Source organism: Marinirhabdus gelatinilytica (assembly GCF_003353425.1).
In the GTDB taxonomy this organism is placed as follows: Bacteria; Bacteroidota; Bacteroidia; order Flavobacteriales; family Flavobacteriaceae; genus Marinirhabdus; species Marinirhabdus gelatinilytica.
The window spans coordinates 140,175-157,841 of sequence record NZ_QRAO01000003.1 but is presented as its reverse complement, the minus strand read 5'-3'; the positions used below and the strand labels follow the sequence as shown (position 1 = coordinate 157,841).

16 protein-coding genes and 1 other RNA gene are annotated in these 17,667 nt (G+C 43.6%); 13 read left to right on the top strand and 4 right to left on the bottom strand.

The genetic code is table 11. The features are described 5' to 3' along the window. Positions 1-465: 465 nt before the first annotated feature. From rpsA to C8D94_RS09705, 8 genes are all read left to right on the top strand, one after another. Positions 466-2,280, top strand: a complete 1,815-nt coding sequence (rpsA, locus tag C8D94_RS09740) for a 30S ribosomal protein S1 (RefSeq protein ID WP_245946291.1) — start codon at positions 466-468, stop codon at positions 2,278-2,280. 130 nt (positions 2,281-2,410) lie between these two features. Beyond that, the gene (locus C8D94_RS09735) at positions 2,411-2,749 is read left to right on the top strand and encodes a hypothetical protein (RefSeq protein WP_115123757.1); all 339 of its coding nucleotides are present in this window, start codon (positions 2,411-2,413) and stop codon (positions 2,747-2,749) included. Between the two features lies 1 nt (position 2,750). Continuing rightward, a complete protein-coding gene (locus tag C8D94_RS09730) occupies positions 2,751-4,370 on the top strand; it encodes a S8 family peptidase (RefSeq protein WP_170134755.1) in 1,620 nt (539 codons plus the stop codon). A 498-nt stretch (positions 4,371-4,868) separates the two neighbouring features. Next, positions 4,869-5,408: a bifunctional pyr operon transcriptional regulator/uracil phosphoribosyltransferase PyrR gene (gene pyrR / locus C8D94_RS09725; RefSeq protein WP_115123755.1), complete on the top strand. Its 540-nt coding sequence runs from the start codon at positions 4,869-4,871 to the stop codon at positions 5,406-5,408. A gap of 85 nt (positions 5,409-5,493) precedes the next feature. Continuing rightward, positions 5,494-6,432 (top strand): aspartate carbamoyltransferase catalytic subunit, encoded by a 939-nt coding sequence (locus C8D94_RS09720; protein ID WP_115123754.1) that lies wholly within the window; start codon positions 5,494-5,496, stop codon positions 6,430-6,432. Beyond that, entirely contained in the window at positions 6,422-6,757 is a 336-nt protein-coding gene (locus C8D94_RS09715; protein ID WP_115123753.1) for a ribonuclease Z, read from the top strand. Before C8D94_RS09720 ends, C8D94_RS09715 begins: the two co-directional genes overlap by 11 nt. Positions 6,758-6,829: 72 nt before the next feature. Further along, the gene (locus tag C8D94_RS09710; protein ID WP_115123752.1) at positions 6,830-7,735 is read left to right on the top strand and encodes a ribonuclease Z; all 906 of its coding nucleotides are present in this window, start codon (positions 6,830-6,832) and stop codon (positions 7,733-7,735) included. A gap of 53 nt (positions 7,736-7,788) precedes the next feature. Beyond that, positions 7,789-8,289, top strand: a complete 501-nt coding sequence (locus C8D94_RS09705) for a DUF1761 domain-containing protein (RefSeq protein ID WP_115123751.1) — start codon at positions 7,789-7,791, stop codon at positions 8,287-8,289. Between the two features lie 8 nt (positions 8,290-8,297). Here the strand turns inward: C8D94_RS09705 and C8D94_RS09700 are convergent, their stop codons facing one another. After that, the gene (locus C8D94_RS09700) at positions 8,298-9,458 is read right to left on the bottom strand and encodes a peptidogalycan biosysnthesis protein (protein WP_115123750.1); all 1,161 of its coding nucleotides are present in this window, start codon (positions 9,456-9,458) and stop codon (positions 8,298-8,300) included. Positions 9,459-9,637: 179 nt separating this feature from the next. Here C8D94_RS09700 and pdxH point away from each other — a divergent pair, with 179 nt between their 5' ends. From pdxH to C8D94_RS09680, 4 genes are all read left to right on the top strand, one after another. Next, positions 9,638-10,282, top strand: a complete 645-nt coding sequence (gene pdxH, locus C8D94_RS09695) for a pyridoxamine 5'-phosphate oxidase (RefSeq protein WP_115123749.1) — start codon at positions 9,638-9,640, stop codon at positions 10,280-10,282. A gap of 74 nt (positions 10,283-10,356) precedes the next feature. After that, entirely contained in the window at positions 10,357-10,848 is a 492-nt protein-coding gene (locus C8D94_RS09690; protein WP_115123748.1) for a SixA phosphatase family protein, read from the top strand. Then, on the top strand, positions 10,841-12,934 hold the full coding sequence (ppk1, locus tag C8D94_RS09685) for a polyphosphate kinase 1 (RefSeq protein ID WP_115123747.1): 2,094 nt from the start codon (positions 10,841-10,843) through the stop codon (positions 12,932-12,934). Before C8D94_RS09690 ends, ppk1 begins: the two co-directional genes overlap by 8 nt. A 1-nt stretch (position 12,935) precedes the next feature. Beyond that, the gene (locus tag C8D94_RS09680; protein WP_115123746.1) at positions 12,936-13,850 is read left to right on the top strand and encodes a Ppx/GppA phosphatase family protein; all 915 of its coding nucleotides are present in this window, start codon (positions 12,936-12,938) and stop codon (positions 13,848-13,850) included. On the opposite strand, the gene miaE is transcribed toward C8D94_RS09680, so the two are convergent. Together miaE and C8D94_RS09670 are read right to left on the bottom strand one after the other, a co-directional pair. Further along, positions 13,851-14,432 (bottom strand): tRNA-(ms[2]io[6]A)-hydroxylase, encoded by a 582-nt coding sequence (gene miaE, locus C8D94_RS09675; protein ID WP_115124034.1) that lies wholly within the window; start codon positions 14,430-14,432, stop codon positions 13,851-13,853. 62 nt (positions 14,433-14,494) lie between these two features. Beyond that, on the bottom strand, positions 14,495-16,360 hold the full coding sequence (locus C8D94_RS09670; RefSeq protein ID WP_115123745.1) for a DNA polymerase III subunit gamma/tau: 1,866 nt from the start codon (positions 16,358-16,360) through the stop codon (positions 14,495-14,497). Between the two features lie 92 nt (positions 16,361-16,452). Between C8D94_RS09670 and rnpB the strand changes: the two genes are divergently transcribed. Further along, an RNA gene (rnpB, locus tag C8D94_RS09665) (RNase P RNA component class A) lies at positions 16,453-16,769 on the top strand. 417 nt (positions 16,770-17,186) lie between these two features. On the opposite strand, the gene C8D94_RS09660 is transcribed toward rnpB, so the two are convergent. Continuing rightward, entirely contained in the window at positions 17,187-17,570 is a 384-nt protein-coding gene (locus C8D94_RS09660; protein WP_115123744.1) for a hypothetical protein, read from the bottom strand. Positions 17,571-17,667 lie beyond the last annotated feature (97 nt).

Below are 17,667 nucleotides of genomic sequence, written 5' to 3'. Positions count from 1 at the left end.
GTATTCGCTCGCAACCATTGTTTCAAGAGGTAACTTCTGCGTAACAATCCTAAGTCAGTTCGTGTGATTTTATAGTGTGCCCTAATCGCAATGGCTTAACTTTTCCCAGTCACCATAAAATCCTATCGAGAACCCTTTGATTTTCAAAACAAAAACACTATTTTTGCACCCCTTTTAGCGACAGAAGCAAGTGGAAAAGGAAATTTATAAACAATAACTAAACCCTTCTGTGGGATCGTCGCACTAACTACTTGCAATAGCACAGAATACAAAACCGAAACTAGTTCAGTTTAAAAAAATACTGGACAGTCTAGGAGCAAACAACAAATGGCTGATAAAGCAACAACAAAAGACGAAGCAGCAAAGAAGGCTGCCGACAAAAAGGTTGAGAATTCGGTAGCAGTAAAAGATGCCAAAAAACCAACCAGAGAAAAAGAAGCTGTGAAAGCAGAGGATATGGAAGACATGGCCGAAGCAAAAGTAGGGCAGAGTCTTGAGACTCCAAAAGAGGAGTTGACACCACAACAAGCCAATCCAGCAAAATTTCTAGAAGATTTTAACTGGCACAACTACCAAGAGGGTATCGACCCGGTAGATGGCGAGCAGTTACAGGAATTCGAGAAACTTGTAGAAGAGAACTTTGTAGATACCTTGGATGATGAGGTAGTAGAAGGAGAAGTAATCCACTTGACAGACCGTGATGCTATTATAGACATCAACGCAAAGAGTGAAGGGGTTATCTCGTTGAACGAGTTCCGTTACAACCCAGACCTTAAGGTAGGGGACAAAGTAGAAGTATTAATAGACGTACGTGAGGACAGCACGGGACAATTAATCCTGAGCCACCGTAAAGCACGTACCATCAAGGCTTGGGATCGCGTAAATGCGGCTCACGACGAAGGTACCATCGTAAACGGTTTTGTAAAATGCCGTACCAAAGGTGGTATGATCGTAGATGTGTTTGGGATCGAGGCCTTCTTGCCTGGGTCACAGATAGACGTGAAGCCTATCCGCGATTACGATATTTATGTAGGAAAGACAATGGAATTCAAAGTGGTAAAGATAAACCACGAGTTCAAGAACGTTGTAGTTTCGCACAAAGCGTTGATCGAAGCCGATATAGAAGAACAGAAAAAAGAAATTATTGGGCAGCTTGAAAAAGGTCAAGTACTCGAAGGTGTTGTGAAGAATATCACTTCCTACGGAGTATTTGTGGACCTTGGAGGAGTTGACGGATTGGTGCATATTACCGACCTTTCTTGGTCACGTATCAACCACCCGAACGAGATCGTAGAACTAGACCAAAAGCTGAACGTGGTAATCTTGGACTTCGACGAGGACAAAACACGTATCCAACTTGGATTGAAGCAATTGAGTGCACACCCTTGGGAAGCACTGGGTGACGAGCTTAAGGTAGGTGATAAAGTAAAAGGAAAAGTAGTGGTAATTGCAGACTACGGTGCCTTTGTTGAAGTTGCCGAAGGTGTTGAAGGATTGATCCACGTTTCTGAAATGTCTTGGTCTACACACTTGCGTAGCGCACAGGACTTTGTAAATGTTGGTGATGAGGTTGAAGCACAAATCTTGACGCTTGACAAAGAAGAGCGTAAGATGAGCCTTGGTATCAAGCAATTAACGCCAGATCCTTGGACCGATATTACTTCAAAATACCCAGTTGGTTCACGCCATACAGGGATTGTACGTAACTTTACCAACTTTGGTGTGTTCGTAGAATTGGAAGAAGGTATCGACGGGCTTATTTATATTAGCGACCTGTCTTGGACCAAGAAAGTGAAGCACCCAAGCGAGTTTACCAACATTGGTGACAAGCTGGATGTGGTAGTGCTCGAGTTGGACGTAGAAGGACGCAAGTTGAGCCTAGGCCACAAGCAAACCGAAGAAAACCCTTGGGACAAGTACGAGGAGGAGTTTGCAGTAGGAACTAAGCACACTGCTAAGATTGACGAAATGGTAGACAAGGGAGCCATCATTAACTTTAATGAGGATATCTCTGCGTTTGTACCTAAGCGTCACTTAGAGAAAGAAGACGGTACCGATGTTGCCAAAGGTGAAGAAGCAGAATTCCAGATCATTGAGTTCAACAAAGAATTCAAGAAAGTGGTTGCGTCCCATATGACGATCCACAGAGAGGAAGAAGCTAAGATCGTGAAGCAAGCAGCGAAGAAAGCCGCAAAGCAAGCCGAAGAAGCAAAACCAACCCTTGGTGATGCCAACTCGAAGTTGCAGGAATTGAAAGACAAAATGGACGGGAAGAAATAATTTTATTCCCACGAAGGTGGGAGCCCAACATTTTAAAGATAGAGAGCCCCTTCAGCAATGAAGGGGTTTTTTTATGCAATAATTTTATAACCCTATTTTTTGTGTTATCTTGAACGCTCAACTAAATTGAATGTTCCAAAATACAATAACGCGTCCTTCCATATTGCTGCTTCTGTTCAGTATTTTGGTCTTTTCCTGTAAGTCCGGACAAAAGGATGTGGAGGGTAAAGCACTTCCAACCGTTTTGGTACAAATGGAGCAGGAGACAACGGTTTTAATGTTAGAAGAAGAATTCAGCAAATACGGGCTTCAGCAAGAAAAAATGGTGAGCAGGCCAATGCATATTTACCTCTTCACGTATAATGCTGAAACGATCACCGAAAATAAACTTATCGAACTACTGAAGGAATCTCCCTTGGTAAAGGAAGCCCAGCGGAATAAAAATGTCCAAACCAGAAATAATGACTGATATGAAAAAACTACTTGTATTGATAGTTGCCATTGCAACAAGCTCTTTGGGTACTGCCCAAGAAGCAGAATTTGTACAAAACGAAGTGTTGGTACAATTGCAAAATAACACAACACCTGTGCTTTTGGCACAACAATCTCCTGAGGTTGCAATTGCAACTTCAAGACTTATTTCGCGACCCATGAATATTTGGTTGTTACAACTGGAGCCTTCAGCAATGACCGAGCAAATGGCCATTGCCGAACTATATCGCAACAACCTTGTGTTGGTAGCACAAAAAAACCATAAGGTAAGTTCACGGGCTACCGAGCCTGACGATCCATTCTTTGGTGACCAATGGCAATACAAACAAGCCAGTGATGGGGATATTGATGCAGATGAAGCTTGGGACATCACAACGGGAGGCATTACTATGAATGGCGATGTAATTGTCGCTGCCGCCTTGGACGATGGTATCGATTTGAACCATCAAGACTTTGAAGATAATCTATGGACCAATGAAGCCGAAATTCCCGATAACGGAATTGACGATGACGGAAACGGATATACGGACGATTATTTGGGATGGAGCATCGTTACCAATAGCGATAATATTTCTGGTGGCGGCCACGGAACACCCGTAGCAGGTATCATTGGTGCCAAAGGTAACAACGGTGTGGGAGTTTCGGGTGTAAACTGGGATGTGAAGGTAATGGTCATAAAAAACAACTTCAACACAAACGAGGCACAAGTTATTGAAGCTTACAGCTATGCCCTGGAGGCGAGAATGCTGTACAACAGTAGTAATGGAGCCGAAGGAGCCTTTGTTGTGTCCACAAATGCCTCTTGGGGTGTAGACTTTGGCGATCCGGCTGATGCGCCACTATGGTGTGCCCTATACGATACCTTGGGCGAAAATGGAATATTGAGCTGCGGAGCCACCATCAATGGAAACTTTAATGTGGATAACGTGGGCGACCTGCCAACAGCATGTCCAAGTGAATACTTGATCACGGTTACAAACATGGATATTTCAGATATGAAAGTGACCAATGCTGGCTACGGTGCCGAAACTATCGACCTAGGAGCCCACGGAGCTGGAGCTTACACTACCAGCAATGGAAATGGTTATGGTGGATTTGGAGGAACTTCTGGAGCAACACCACACGTTACAGGTGCAATTGCCTTATTGTATTCAGCGCCTTGCCAAGAATTTGCAGATTTGGCCATCTCCAATCCATCGCAGGCCGCTAAGGACGTAAGGGATTATATCTTTGCGGGCGTGGACCCAAACCCCTCGCTGGAAGGGATTACCACTACTGGTGGTAGGCTTAATTTAAACAACTCCTTACAGGGATTGATGGGAGACTGTGACGTACTTGCGACAAACGATTTTTTACAACAAAACAACCCGTTTGTACTCTACCCAAATCCCGCGAACAGTGTGTTTACCATTCAGCATAGTGAGAATACTGCATTGGCACAGGTTTCTATACTTACGATGGACGGTAAGCTAATTGAGCAAACTAAAAATCCTTCAAATCTAATAAACATAGAAAACTTGGCAGCAGGGATGTATATGGTACGCGTTTCTTTTATCGGGGATGCAACGGTATATAATCAGTTGTTGTTGAAGGAGTAGGTGGTTTTAAACAATAAAAGTTATATTAGAATCCCGTTGTACATTTTGAGAAAATTCGTCACTTCGAGTGAGTTTTTCGATTGAAATGAGAAAAATTTGTATCGAGAAGAAGAATTTTAGGATCTAAATTAGTTCTCGATACAATTTTTCGTACCTCAAAATCACTCGAACTGACGGTGAAACTAATTTTTTACTTTCGAAATGCACAACGGGTACTTGAAATAGTTAAGCATTTTTTTTCTCTTTACTAACTGCAACGATTAATAATGCGCTATAATAATACTACGTTTAAAAAGTACAAATCTTTTACTTCAAAACATTAAAATCAAATCCATCCCAAAAAGTGGCTGAGCCCACCTGCCTCAACATAATATCCAAACGGTAGGTGTTTTGTAAGATTCTTTGTAAGAGCAAAAAACTTACAAAATGTACCGAAGCCCCGTGCGTTAAAAAAAATTACCTTAAATTTGTCCCCTGAATACAATTCAGCAATTCTCTATGAGCCAGAAAGTGTTACTCAACGCAACCGAAGTACACATCGCACTTCACCGCTTGGCTTGTCAATTAATCGAAAATCACGATACTTTTAGCAATACCGTACTCATAGGCATACAGCCAAGGGGCGTTTTTCTGGCCGAGCGTTTAAAAACACTCTTACAGAAAGAATATGGCGTTAAGGATATAAGGCTGGGGTATCTGGACATCACTTTTTACCGTGACGATTTTAGGCGTAGTGGAAAACCTCTGGAAGCCAACAAAACCAAGATAGATTTTATAGTGGAAGACAAAAAAGTGGTGTTTATAGACGATGTGCTGTACACCGGAAGGAGTATTCGCAGTGCTCTCACGGCCATTCAGTCCTTTGGTAGGCCGTTGGAGATAGAACTGCTAACATTGATAGATAGACGCTTTAGCCGCCATTTGCCCATCCAGCCAGATTACCGAGGTAGACAGGTAGACGCCATTGGTGGCGAGAAGGTAAAGGTGTGCTGGAAAGAGAACGAAGGAGAGGATGCAGTATATTTAGTAGAAAAATAAATTGACCGTAATACGCTTTAAGCTATGCAGTAGGCGGCTTAGAGCATAGTATAAAAAAAGCCTACGGCGTTGTTAGACGAAAACTATGAGCGAACTAAGTGTAAAACACTTACTGGGAATTAAATACATCACCGAAGACGACATACAGCTCATCTTCGAGACGGCTGATCATTTTAAGGAGGTGATAAACCGCCCCATTAAAAAAGTACCGTCACTACGGGATATTACCATTGCAAACCTCTTTTTTGAGAACAGTACACGTACCCGCCTGTCGTTCGAGTTGGCCGAAAAACGGCTCTCTGCCGATGTTGTTAATTTTTCCGCAGGATCTTCTTCTGTTAAAAAGGGAGAAACCCTAATCGATACCGTGAACAATATCCTGTCCATGAAGGTAGATATGGTGGTGATGCGCCACCCCAATCCCGGCGCAGGGGTATTTCTTTCAAAACATGTGGACGCAAGTATTGTAAACGCTGGCGATGGCGCCCACGAACACCCCACCCAAGCATTACTGGACTGTTATTCCATTCGTGAAAAACTGGGAGATGTTTCGGGTAAAAAAGTAGTGATAGTAGGGGACATTCTGCATTCGCGAGTAGCATTGAGCAATATTTTCGCCCTACAAAAATTGGGAGCAACCGTAAAGGTGTGCGGACCTAAGACGCTTATCCCCAAATATATTGAACAATTGGGAGTAGGGTTTGAGTCCAACCTTAAGAAAGCCCTGCAATGGTGCGATGTGGCCAATATGTTACGAGTACAAAACGAGCGTATGGACATTAGCTATTTCCCCTCTACCCGGGAATACACACAACAGTTCGGGTTGAACAGGCAACTATTGGACGCACTGGATAAAGAGATCGTGGTAATGCACCCAGGTCCCATAAACAGAGGAGTAGAGATAACCAGCGATGTAGCCGATAGCAAACAGGCCATCATTTTGGACCAAGTACAGAACGGTGTGGCAGTACGTATGGCGGTATTGTACTTGTTGGCATCAAAAATACAGCATAATGAAGATTGAAAATAAAGACAACTACGTAATCCTTGCAGACGAGCAGGATGATATAAAAGACTTTGCCTCTTTTTTAGAATACCAAATCCCCCATAAATTTAAAGGACAGAATGTTGTTCTCAACTTGTTGGATTACAGTAAGCTTACCTTAGAAGAGCTTTTGCTTTTCCTAAAAGTATCCAACCTGCACCGAAAGACAAAACAATCGTTTGTAATCGTGAACAACACCATAAACCCGGACGATATACCGTTTGAGATGGTTGTGGTGCCCACACTTCAAGAAGCCGAGGACATTATAGGGATGGAAGAAATAGAAAGAGATCTGGGTTTTTAAAGACCTGAATCACTACTTTTTCTTTAAAAATCCTAAACCCTAAACCCTAAATCCTAAAGCGCACTTCGTAAAATGAAACTAACCATCCTAGGCTGTCACTCTGCAACCCCTCGCTGGGACGCTAACCCCACGGCCCAGGTATTGGAGGTGAAAGGACACTTGTTCCTTATTGACTGTGCCGAAGGTACCCAAGTACAGTTGCGACGCTTCAAGGTGAAATTTTCAAGATTGAAACACATCTTTATCTCACATTTACACGGCGACCATTTTTTTGGACTTGTCGGGCTTATCTCCACCTTCAGGTTGTTGGGACGTGAGGCCGAACTCCATGTACATGGCCCAAAGGGAATAAAAGAGGCGATTTTACTTCAACTAAAACTGGGCAAGAGCTATACCAACTATCCGCTCTATTTCCATGAGCTGGAAAGTAAGGAACCCCAAGTTGTTTTTGAGGATGAAAAACTTTCAATAACCACTATTCCTTTGGATCACCGTGTGTACACAAATGGCTTCTTGTTTCAGGAGAAATTGGGAGAACGCAGTCTACATATTGAAAAAGCTCGCGAACTCAATGTAGAAATGAGCTATTACCGAAAGATAAAACAAGGCGAGGATGCCATTTCCAAGGATGGGAAAAGGATTAAGAACGAATTGATAACGTTCGACCCGCCACCTGCAAAAAGTTATGCCTATTGTAGCGATACAGCATATTTCCCGCAACTCGTTCCACAGATTGAAAACGCAACCGCCCTCTATCACGAAGCCACCTTCTTGGACAAGGACCACCACCTTGCCGAAAAAACCAAGCACAGCACCGCAAAAGAAGCTGCGGTCATTGCCAAAAAAGCAAAAGTGGGCACGCTCATTTTAGGGCATTACTCCGGTCGGTACAGTTCCACGGAGAGTTTTAAGACCGAGGCCCAGACCATCTTCCCAAACGTACAATTAGCAGAGGACGGGAAGGTTTTTGAACTGTAAGTTAAGGCATTACAACTTATTTACTATCTTTCAGTACTTAAACAACCAACCTTATGATACCAAATATGCTTGTAGTGGCCCTAGCGGCTCTCGTCCCTGTTGTAGTAGGATTTTTATACTACAGTCCCGTTACATTTGGCAATGCCTGGATGAAAGTCACCGGGCTTACCAAAGAAAAACTGGAAGAAGGAAACAGATTATTATTGTTTATTGTAACGCTGTTGCTCAGTTTTATCCTTTCGTTTTTCCTTTTCACCTTAGTAGTGCACCAGACGCACTATTACTCCCTATTTGTGGCCGAACCAGGCTTTAATGAGGAAGGTTCTGCCATTATGAACCAGATTGATACTTTTATGGAAGCCTATGGTGGCTATTACCGTACCTTCAAGCATGGTGCCTTCCACGGCGGTTTAATAGGGGTGTTCATAGGGCTTCCTATTATCATGATCAATGGACTTTTCGAAAAAAAAGGATTCAAGTACGGTTTTATCAATGCTGGGTATTGGATGGTAACCTTGGCTCTTATGGGTGGCATTTTGTGCCAATGGGGATAGACGAGATTTCACTGCTTATAAAAACTAGCTTTAAAAGGGGTGCGTAACTCATGCGGGCTTGGTGAGATGTTTTCAATAATAGGCTTCAGCAACGCATTTTTAAGTTTTGATGTGTGCTTGGCATACAATAGTTTCGGTTGTGGCACCGCACCCATGGCACTTTTTATAAGCTCACTCGTACGGCCCAAGTGGAGGATTTCCATACCGTGTTCAATGGCAATTTCTACATAATGGTACAACAATCGCTCGTACAGCGCATGGGGTATGTTGTAGTTGTAATCCAAGCCTACGTAGCTGGCTTCTAGCGTGCTGCCGTTTATAAAAGCAGTGCAAAAACCTATGAGCTTACTATGTAAAAAAGCTCCTTTACAAATAAATTTTTCGCCTAGCCCAAGTTTCAGTTGGTGGAACGCTTTGGGATAGCTTTCCCCATAGCTATAACTGGATTGTTGTTGTACGTTGTTAAAAAGTCCTTGTAAACGTACTTGGTGCAACACAATCTCTTTAGCCGAAAGCGGGAGAATCTCAATATCTGTAGCTTTTTTGAAGGCGCTGTTTGCCTTCGTCCTATACTTTGCCTTCATGGTATCGAGATACTGTTGAAAGGTCTCCCAGCCCTCATCAATTGCAAGGACCATCGTAACATCAGCCTGGAACGCTCTATAATTGAAATCTTCGAGAACCGCTACTTGCGAGGGGACATCAAAATCCTTGAACAGTTGTATGGAAAAACTGTCTTCAAGCCCTTTCAGCTTCCTTACTTGTTTTGCTGCTGCGGCCATCAATTCTACTGCTGCGTTAAAGACTATTTGGTCACTGTGGGCAAACCCGTGGGGCCCGGTGGCAAAAATGTTCCCGCACACCAATCCATTAATGGATACACTTTCGTCCGCATTTTTACAGTCTTGGAATAGTTTCAGCAATAGGTTGGTTTGCGATCCTTTCTTATATGTAAATGTTGCTCTCTGGAACACCCCTGCTACCAAAGGCCTAGCTTGGTCGTACACCAGGACATATACCCATTGGATTTCATTCTTGAGCGAACGGGATATAGCCTCTAAATAATTCAAAGACAAAAAGATGTTTTGCTCCGCTACAATAGCGTTCCAGTCCTTTTTGGGGATTTCTGAAATCTTGGTGAAAATTGAAAAAGGTGCTGGTGATCGCAAATCTTGATTTTACAACAGCCAAAGTAACAATTTTTTTAGCCATAGCATAGCAGAGGCCATGAGAAAGAGATATTCAAAAAATAAAACATTGGGCGCTAACTACTTTTAACCCAATTTTAAAATAGGATACTATGGTACCATTCGCATTCTTCGTATTTTTACGTAAATTATGATTGTTTATGAGCAAAGACCTTCACGACTACCGTAAATCCTATGAGAAAGGAACCCTCACCCTAGAAGGTGTTCGAGAAAATCCTTTTCAACAATTCAAGGATTGGTTTGACGAGGCCGATGCCTCTGGTCTTGTGGAAGAAGTAAACGCAATGACGCTCAGTACCCTGGGGCTGGACGGCTTCCCGAGGGGAAGGGTAGTGTTGCTGAAGGAGTTTTCAGAAAAAGGGTTCGTTTTTTTTACCAATTATAATAGCGAAAAAGGAGCATCCATCGCTAAGAACAAGCAAGTTTCCCTTTCGTTTTTTTGGCAGACATTGGAACGACAAATCAGTATACAGGGGGAGGCTGAAAAGATTTCAGAAGAACAGTCCGTAACCTATTTCAGCAAACGTCCCCGCCAGAGCCAATTGGGTGCTGTGGTATCGGACCAAAGCGAACCTATTGAAAACCGCGAGGCACTGGAAGCTAAACTCAAAGCGCTCGAAAAACAGTTTGAAGGCCAAGACATCCCTAAACCAAAAAATTGGGGTGGGTATTTGGTAAAACCGGTCTCCTTCGAGTTTTGGCAGGGAAGAAGGAGCCGCTTGCACGACAGGATACAATACACCAAAAAAGAAGAAAACTGGCTCATACAGCGGTTACAGCCCTAAGGGGAGTACGAGTTGCAAACCGAAATTTTAACTAACTAACCAACTAACAAAACCCTCAAATTCAAAATAGTACGATGAAAACATTATATATGGCACGCCACGCCAAATCTTCCTGGAAACACGACGTGATAGATCACCAGCGGCCCTTAAAAGGTCGTGGCAAGCGTGATGGCAAACTGGTTTCAGAATATGTGGCTACAAACTACAAAGCACCACAAAAGATGATAAGCAGTGACGCCGTAAGGGCATTGACCACGGCACATTATTTTAAGGATACCTTTAAAGTGGCCGATGCCGATTTTACCACAAACCACAGCTTATACGACTTTAGTGGACAAAACGTGATGGATGTGATTAAAAGCTTGGACAACAACCAAGATTGTGTGATGATTGTTGGCCACAACCATGCATTTACCAGCATTGTAAATATGTTGGGAAGCGAGTATATAGATAATTTACCCACCTGCGGATTTGTGATTTTGGAATTCGACATTGACGATTGGAGCCAGGTATCAACCGGGAAAACCACTACCATGGTATTTCCTAGACATTTAAAGAATGACTGAAAGAATAGACGAGACAATCGCCGTAGAAAACCGCTATCACAACCGTGAATTAAGTTGGTTGCAGTTCAATGCCCGTGTATTGCAGGAGGCAGAGGACGAAACCACCCCGCTCATTGAACGTTTGCGGTTCCTGGGGATATTCTCCAACAATCTGGACGAATTTTTCAAGGTACGTTACGCCACTATAAAACGTATTGCCGAAGCCGGAAAGGGCGGCCGTAGTTTCCTAGGTGGAATTACCGCAAAGGATTTAATGGAAGAGATCACCCAAACGGTTATTGAGCAGCAAAAAACCAGTTTGCGAATCTTGAGCGATATAGAGAAAAAGCTTCAGAAAGAAAATATTCACATGGTAGATGAAACCCAGATCACCAAGGCCCAAGGAGCTTTCATTACCGAATATTTTGTACAGAAAGTTTCCCCAGCCCTTGCAACCATTATGATAGGTGAGCTGGACGAATTCCCCTTGCTAAAGGATAGTGCCGCCTATCTCGCGGTACGTATGAAGATGAGCAAGGACGATGACACCTTTGCAAGCAAATACAACTATGCACTTATAGAGATCCCACGAACCATTGAACGTTTTGTGGTGCTGCCCAGTGATGGTGAAAAACAATACATTATCATTCTGGACGACCTTATTAGGTACTGTCTGGACAATATCTTCAGTATTTTCAAATACGATAGTATTTCGGCACACATGATTAAAATTACCCGCGATGCCGAGTTGGATCTGGATAGTGATTTGAGCCGAAGCTTTATAGAGAAAATTTCAAAAAGCGTTAAAAATAGGAGCGTGGGGGACCCCGTTCGGTTTGTGTACGATAAAAGTATTGACAAGGAAACACTGCGCTACCTTATGGACAAAATGGGCGTGGACGATACCGATAGTATCATCCCCGGAGGGCGTTACCACAACCGTCGGGACTATATGGGCTTTCCTAGTTTGGGGCGTAAGGACCTTCAGTACGAGAAAATCCAGCCGCTGCGTATAAAGGGGCTTAGCCTCCAAGGAAGCTTGCTGGACAAGATCGCGCAAAAGGATTACTTGCTGTATGCTCCCTATCAAACGTTCTCCTATGTGGTTAAGTTCTTGCGGGAAGCTGCGTTGGATCCCAAGGTTAAAAAAATAAAAATCACCATTTACAGGTTGGCACAGGTATCTCATATTGCCAGCTCGCTCATAAATGCCGTAAAGAACGGTAAAGAAGTCACCGTGCAAATAGAACTACAGGCACGTTTCGATGAGGCCGCAAATATTCGATATGCCGAACAAATGCAAAGCGAGGGTGTACGTCTTATCTTTGGTGTGGCGGGACTTAAGGTGCATTGTAAGGCGTGTTTGGTAGAACGTTTGGAAGGCGAAAAAGTGAAACGGTATGCGTTTGTTTCCACAGGGAATTTCAACGAGAGTACCGCACGGCTCTATACAGATTATACCCTCTTCACCGCCAACCAGAAAATATGTAAGGAAATAAACAAGGTGTTCGATTTTTTTGAGGTGAACTACAAGGTGAAAAAATACCGCCACCTCATTGTATCGCCGCACTATACACGAAACACACTTTACAGTTTGATCGATACCGAGATTGAAAACCACAGACTGGGCAGGGCAAGCGGTATAAAACTGAAACTGAACAGCCTTTCGGATTTTAAGATGATAGACAAGCTCTACGAAGCCAGCAGGGCAGGGGTGAAGATACAAATGATCGTGCGGGGTATTTGCTGCCTGATTCCCGGTATAAAGGGAATGAGCGAAAACATTGAAGTGATAAGCATCGTGGATAAATTTTTGGAACATCCCCGATTGTTTATTTTTGAAAATGGAGGCGAACAAAAAATGTACATTTCCTCGGCCGATTTTATGGGGCGGAACCTGGACAACCGTGTGGAAATATCCTGTCCCATTTATGATGAGGATATTAAAGCCGAAATTAACGATACCTTCTCCATTTGCTGGAACGACAATGTAAAAGCACGTGTGATTACCGAAAAACAGGACAACGCCTACCGAAAGAACAAAAAGGAAAAAATACGCTCGCAGTTTAAGACCTACGAGTATTACCAACAAAAATTAAAAGAATAGTTTGCTGCAAATAAATAAATACGCCGCTATAGATATAGGTTCCAACGCCATACGATTGCTCATTGCAACCGTATTTGAGAAAGAGGGTGCAGCCCCGCTTTTTAAGAAGACCTCATTGGTGCGTGTACCTATTAGGTTAGGGGCCGATGTATTTTTGGAAGAAAAGATTTCAGAAAAAAACTACCTGCGTATGGTAGAGGCCATGACTGCCTTTGGACTGCTCATGAAAAACCATAATGTTGTAGAATACCGCGCCTGTGCCACCAGCGCCATGCGGGAAGCCAAGAATGGAGAGGCGATTGCCGGTAATATCCTTGAAAAAACTGGCATTAACATACAAATTATCGATGGTACCGACGAGGCCGCCATCATTGCCTCCACAGATCTCAAGGATCTCATTGAGGAGAACAAGGTATTCCTGTACGTAGATGTGGGGGGCGGAAGTACCGAGTTTACCGTATACGCCAACGGAAAGAGCGTTACCAGCCGTTCCTTTAAGCTAGGAACCGTACGTATTCTTAACGATATGGTACGGGAGTCTATGTGGGACGAGGTGCGCGACTGGATTAAGGAAAATACCCAGCAGTACGAAAAGATAAACGTGATAGGTTCCGGCGGAAACATAAACAGCATCTTTAAATACAGCGGAAAGAAATTGGGCAAACCGCTGAGCTATTTCTTTATGGCCAATTATTACGAAAAGATAAAGGAGATGACCTACCACGAACGCATCTTCGATATGCAGATGAACCCGGACCGTGCCGACGTAATCATCCCCGCCACCCGTATTTACCTCTCTGCGATGAAGTGGTGCAAGGCCAAAAATATCTTTGTCCCCAAAATAGGGCTGGCCGATGGTATTGTAAAAAGCCTTTATAACGAGCGTAAGGCGAAGGAGCTGGAGGTGGACTTGTAATTACCCATGAATCGTCTCCCGCTTCCCCAAGTCTTGCATCACCTGTGCTTCAAAATCCAGTAATTCCTGCCATTTTTTATCCACTTCGGTACGGTCGCCATATTGTCTGGCAAAGCCCAGGAACATAGTGTAGTGGTTGGCTTCGCTTACCATAAGGTTTCGGTAAAAGGTGGCGAGTTCTTTATCCTCCAATTGTTCGCTCAAGAGCCTAAAACGTTCACAACTTCTAGCTTCTATTAGCGCTGCGTACAAAAGCCTGTGCACCAATTGTGTGGTACGGCTGCCTCCTTTGGGGAAGAATTTGGTAATGGCGATGACGTACTCATCCTTGCGGTCGCGGCCCATTGCCCAACCCCGTTCCAGAATTTTATCGTGTACCATTTTAAAGTGGCTTATCTCTTCCTTTACCAGTGCGACCATCTCTTGTACCAGCTCGGTATATTCTGGGAAGGAAACAATGAGCGAGATTGCCGTAGAGGCCGCTTTTTGTTCGCAGTAGGCATGGTCGGTAAGGATTTCCTCTATATTCTTTTCCACAATATTCACCCAACGGGGATCAGTGGGCAACTTAAGACCAAGCATTTTAATGGTGTTATCTTCTTTCATGCAATAAGTATTTTTTCTCCCTTCGAGGGTTGGGGAGGCTATATCTCCAGATCAAATTCCTTTCGTAGCTTGTCTATCAACGGGTTTTTCTCCTTCAGTTTTTCGTATTTCTCACGTGGGGTGTAGGCGTAGCGTTTTACTTCGGCTTCGTTTACCTCAATGGAGAGGTCTATGTTATAATTGTTCAGTTGTTCCCGTAAAAAGCCCAATAGGCCGTGACGTGCGCGTTCTACTTCGGTCTTGATGGTGTTGTTGGGGAATTCCAGGTGTAGCAAGGTTCCTTCCAGTTTGGGAACCCCCATCGAGAGGTGCGAATGTAAGTTATAATTTCCCTCGTCGCTCATTTTTTGGTTGTACTCGTTCCAGGCGGCCAGGAGGTCTTCTTCGGTAAAATCTTCGGTAGGCAGGTTTTTTTGGTCTGGTTGGCTGGCCACCAGTTCCTTTTGCAGTTCCTGTTTCTTTTTTATGCTCTTTATCGATAAGGCCGAAACTTTCTTTGCAGAACGTTCTGCCAAGATCTGAGGGCGTTTAGCGGCGATGTCCTTGGGAGGTTTGGTTTCAGAAGGTTCTGAGCCACCATTAGTGTCTTCAGTTAGGGTTTCCTCTTTTGCGGGTTGTGACTCGTAGTTTGGTGCTTCTTCTTCCTTAGCTTCATCAACAGAAACCCGAACCTCGTACTTTTTGTTCTGTGCAAGGTTTTCTTCAGCAACTTCGGTGTGGGTTGCGGCAGGTTGTTTTTCCAGTATAGAGGTTTTAGGTTGTTCCTTTTCAGCAGGAACTACATCCTTGAAGTGGGAGGGAGGGAGTACAAAGCGTTCGGCCTTTAGATTAGACTTTTTTTTTTCGCCCTTGGCCGTAAGCGAGGCCAATTGCAACAAGCACAGCTCTACCAATAAGCGCTGGTTTCGGCTGGTTTTATACTTTAGGTCACAGCTATTTGCAAGTTCAATCGCTTCCACTAAAAATGCAAGGGGAGCTTTTTGCGATTGCTGAAAATACATGGTCTTCACTTGCTCTCCAACTTCTAACAAGGCGATGGTCTCTTGGTTCTTGCACACCAACAAATCACGGAAATGTGAGGCAAGCCCCATAATAAAATGGTGGCCATCGAACCCTTTGGAAAGTATCTCGTTATACGCCACCAAAACTTCTGGAATGTTGTTTTCCAGTAATAGATCTGTAATGCTGAAATAGTAGGTGTAATCCAGCACGTTCAGGTTTTCGGTCACGGCCTGTCTGGTAAGGTTGGACCCACTAAAACTTACCACTCTATCAAAAATGGATAGTGCGTCACGCAAGGCACCATCGGCCTTTTGTGCGATAACGTGTAGGGCATCGTCCTCTGCCTGTATGTTTTCTGCTTTGGCTACTTCGGCCAGATGTCCTTTAATGTCCTGTACCGTAATCCTCCTAAAGTCGAAAATCTGGCAACGGGATAGAATGGTAGGGATGATCTTGTGCTTTTCGGTAGTGGCGAGTATAAAAATAGCGTGCTTGGGCGGTTCTTCCAAGGTCTTTAAAAAAGCATTGAAAGCGGCTGAGGATAGCATATGCACCTCGTCAATGATATACACCTTATACTTTCCAACCTGTGGCGGGATACGCACTTGGTCTATCAAGCTACGAATGTCGTCCACCGAATTATTGGAAGCGGCATCCAGTTCAAAAATATTGAAGGCAAAATCCTCGTCTTCTTTTTCGGTACCGTCCTGGTTTATTTTTTTTGCCAAGATACGCGCACAGGTGGTCTTTCCAACGCCACGTGGTCCTGTAAACAATAATGCTTGTGCCAAATGGTTGTTCTCTATAGCGTTTTCCAACGTATTGGTAATGGCCTGTTGCCCTACAACGTCCTTAAAAACGGTGGGCCTGTACTTGCGTGCCGATACGATAAAATGTTCCATAGTGCTCGAACAAATATAAGTATGCCCGATAACTTTCAGAAAAATTCAACAATGCTTTTTGCGCTATTTATTAACATTGAATTACTTTTGCAGCTGCAGGCCGCCTTATCGTTTCCGCTTAGGCGGGAGAGGAAAGTCCGGACACCATAGGGAAGCATAGCGGCTAACGGCCGTCATCCCGCTACCAGCGGGAGAGGACCAGTGCAACAGAAAGGATGTACAGGTAATGCTGTAGTGAAATCAGGTAAACTCTATGCGGTGAAATGCCACGTATACCAGCGTTAAGGGTACCCGCCCGTGCTGGAGGGTAGGCAGATAGACCCCGTTAGTAATAGCGGGGCCAGATAAATGATAAGGGTCCCGAAGTTACTTCGGGATACAGAATCCGGCTTATAGGCCTGCATTTTTTAAATACTGTTCTAGATGGGTAACGGCCCATTCCTTTGCTTCATCCAGGCTATCGAAAATCACATAAGTACCGTGATAAAACTGTTTTTCAAAGGCTGCAATACCTTTAGTGGCCTCATTCTCACAAACTACTGCTAATGCCACGATGCTTGGGTGTTTTTCTTGGCTCAATAAGTTGGGATCCAAGGTATAATCGTGCACTCGGTTTGCAATTGAAACAAAAGGCTTGTCTTTATAGTATTGTGTAAAAAGCTCGAATATCTGCTCAAGTTTTTGGGCATCAATGGTCACGCCCTCGGCGATGGTCGACACCGTATAGAATTCGTGGATTATAAAGGTTGCAAATCCTAGGTCTATGGTTTTTGAGGAATTCATGAGGTACCTTTTGGATATTGAAAAGGTACTAAAAAAATCTTTATTACTGTGGTAATAAGTGCTTTATCCAAGTAATACATTCTTCAAAAGAGAAAAATCCTTCCAGCGGCTTGTTGAAAAATGGTTTTGTGAATTTTGCAGTTTCGTAGTTTGCTTCGGTATAACATAGTACTGCCATCCCTACAAGGTTTTTAATTTCGTTGTTAGCCGCATAGCATACCGGGTTTACGGTATAATCGTTCTCCCTGTCTGCAATGAGCCCAAATGGTTTGTTGGGAAAATATATGGCAAATACCTCCTGAAATTGCTCCAGTTCTTGCGTATCGAAAACAACGCCTTCATTTATGGAAGATACTGCATAGTTTTCGTAGATATAAAGGGTGGCAAACTTTAATGAAATGGTTTTTCGTGGGGATAGGGTTTTCATGTATTAAAGAGCTAGGTGAGGGTTTCCTTTAATTGTAATCCCTTCCTTACAAAAGACGATAAAAAGTCAAGATATGGATGGATACGGAAATATTCCA

Excerpts from the sequence above, each read along its gene's own strand:
- C8D94_RS09715 (WP_115123753.1), top strand. The coding sequence starts at position 6,422 with ATGAAGATTGAAAATAAAGACAACTACGTAATCCTTGCAGACGAGCAG.
- C8D94_RS09690 (WP_115123748.1), top strand. The coding sequence starts at position 10,357 with ATGAAAACATTATATATGGCACGCCACGCCAAATCTTCCTGGAAACAC.
- C8D94_RS09720 (WP_115123754.1), top strand. The coding sequence starts at position 5,494 with ATGAGCGAACTAAGTGTAAAACACTTACTGGGAATTAAATACATCACC.
- miaE (WP_115124034.1), bottom strand. The coding sequence starts at position 14,432 with ATGCTTGGTCTTAAGTTGCCCACTGATCCCCGTTGGGTGAATATTGTG.
- ppk1 (WP_115123747.1), top strand. The coding sequence starts at position 10,841 with ATGACTGAAAGAATAGACGAGACAATCGCCGTAGAAAACCGCTATCAC.
- pdxH (WP_115123749.1), top strand. The coding sequence starts at position 9,638 with ATGAGCAAAGACCTTCACGACTACCGTAAATCCTATGAGAAAGGAACC.
- pyrR (WP_115123755.1), top strand. The coding sequence starts at position 4,869 with ATGAGCCAGAAAGTGTTACTCAACGCAACCGAAGTACACATCGCACTT.
- C8D94_RS09660 (WP_115123744.1), bottom strand. The coding sequence starts at position 17,570 with ATGAAAACCCTATCCCCACGAAAAACCATTTCATTAAAGTTTGCCACC.
- C8D94_RS09705 (WP_115123751.1), top strand. The coding sequence starts at position 7,789 with ATGATACCAAATATGCTTGTAGTGGCCCTAGCGGCTCTCGTCCCTGTT.
- C8D94_RS09710 (WP_115123752.1), top strand. The coding sequence starts at position 6,830 with ATGAAACTAACCATCCTAGGCTGTCACTCTGCAACCCCTCGCTGGGAC.
- rpsA (WP_245946291.1), top strand. The coding sequence starts at position 466 with ATGGCCGAAGCAAAAGTAGGGCAGAGTCTTGAGACTCCAAAAGAGGAG.
- C8D94_RS09730 (WP_170134755.1), top strand. The coding sequence starts at position 2,751 with ATGAAAAAACTACTTGTATTGATAGTTGCCATTGCAACAAGCTCTTTG.
- C8D94_RS09670 (WP_115123745.1), bottom strand. The coding sequence starts at position 16,360 with ATGGAACATTTTATCGTATCGGCACGCAAGTACAGGCCCACCGTTTTT.
- C8D94_RS09735 (WP_115123757.1), top strand. The coding sequence starts at position 2,411 with ATGTTCCAAAATACAATAACGCGTCCTTCCATATTGCTGCTTCTGTTC.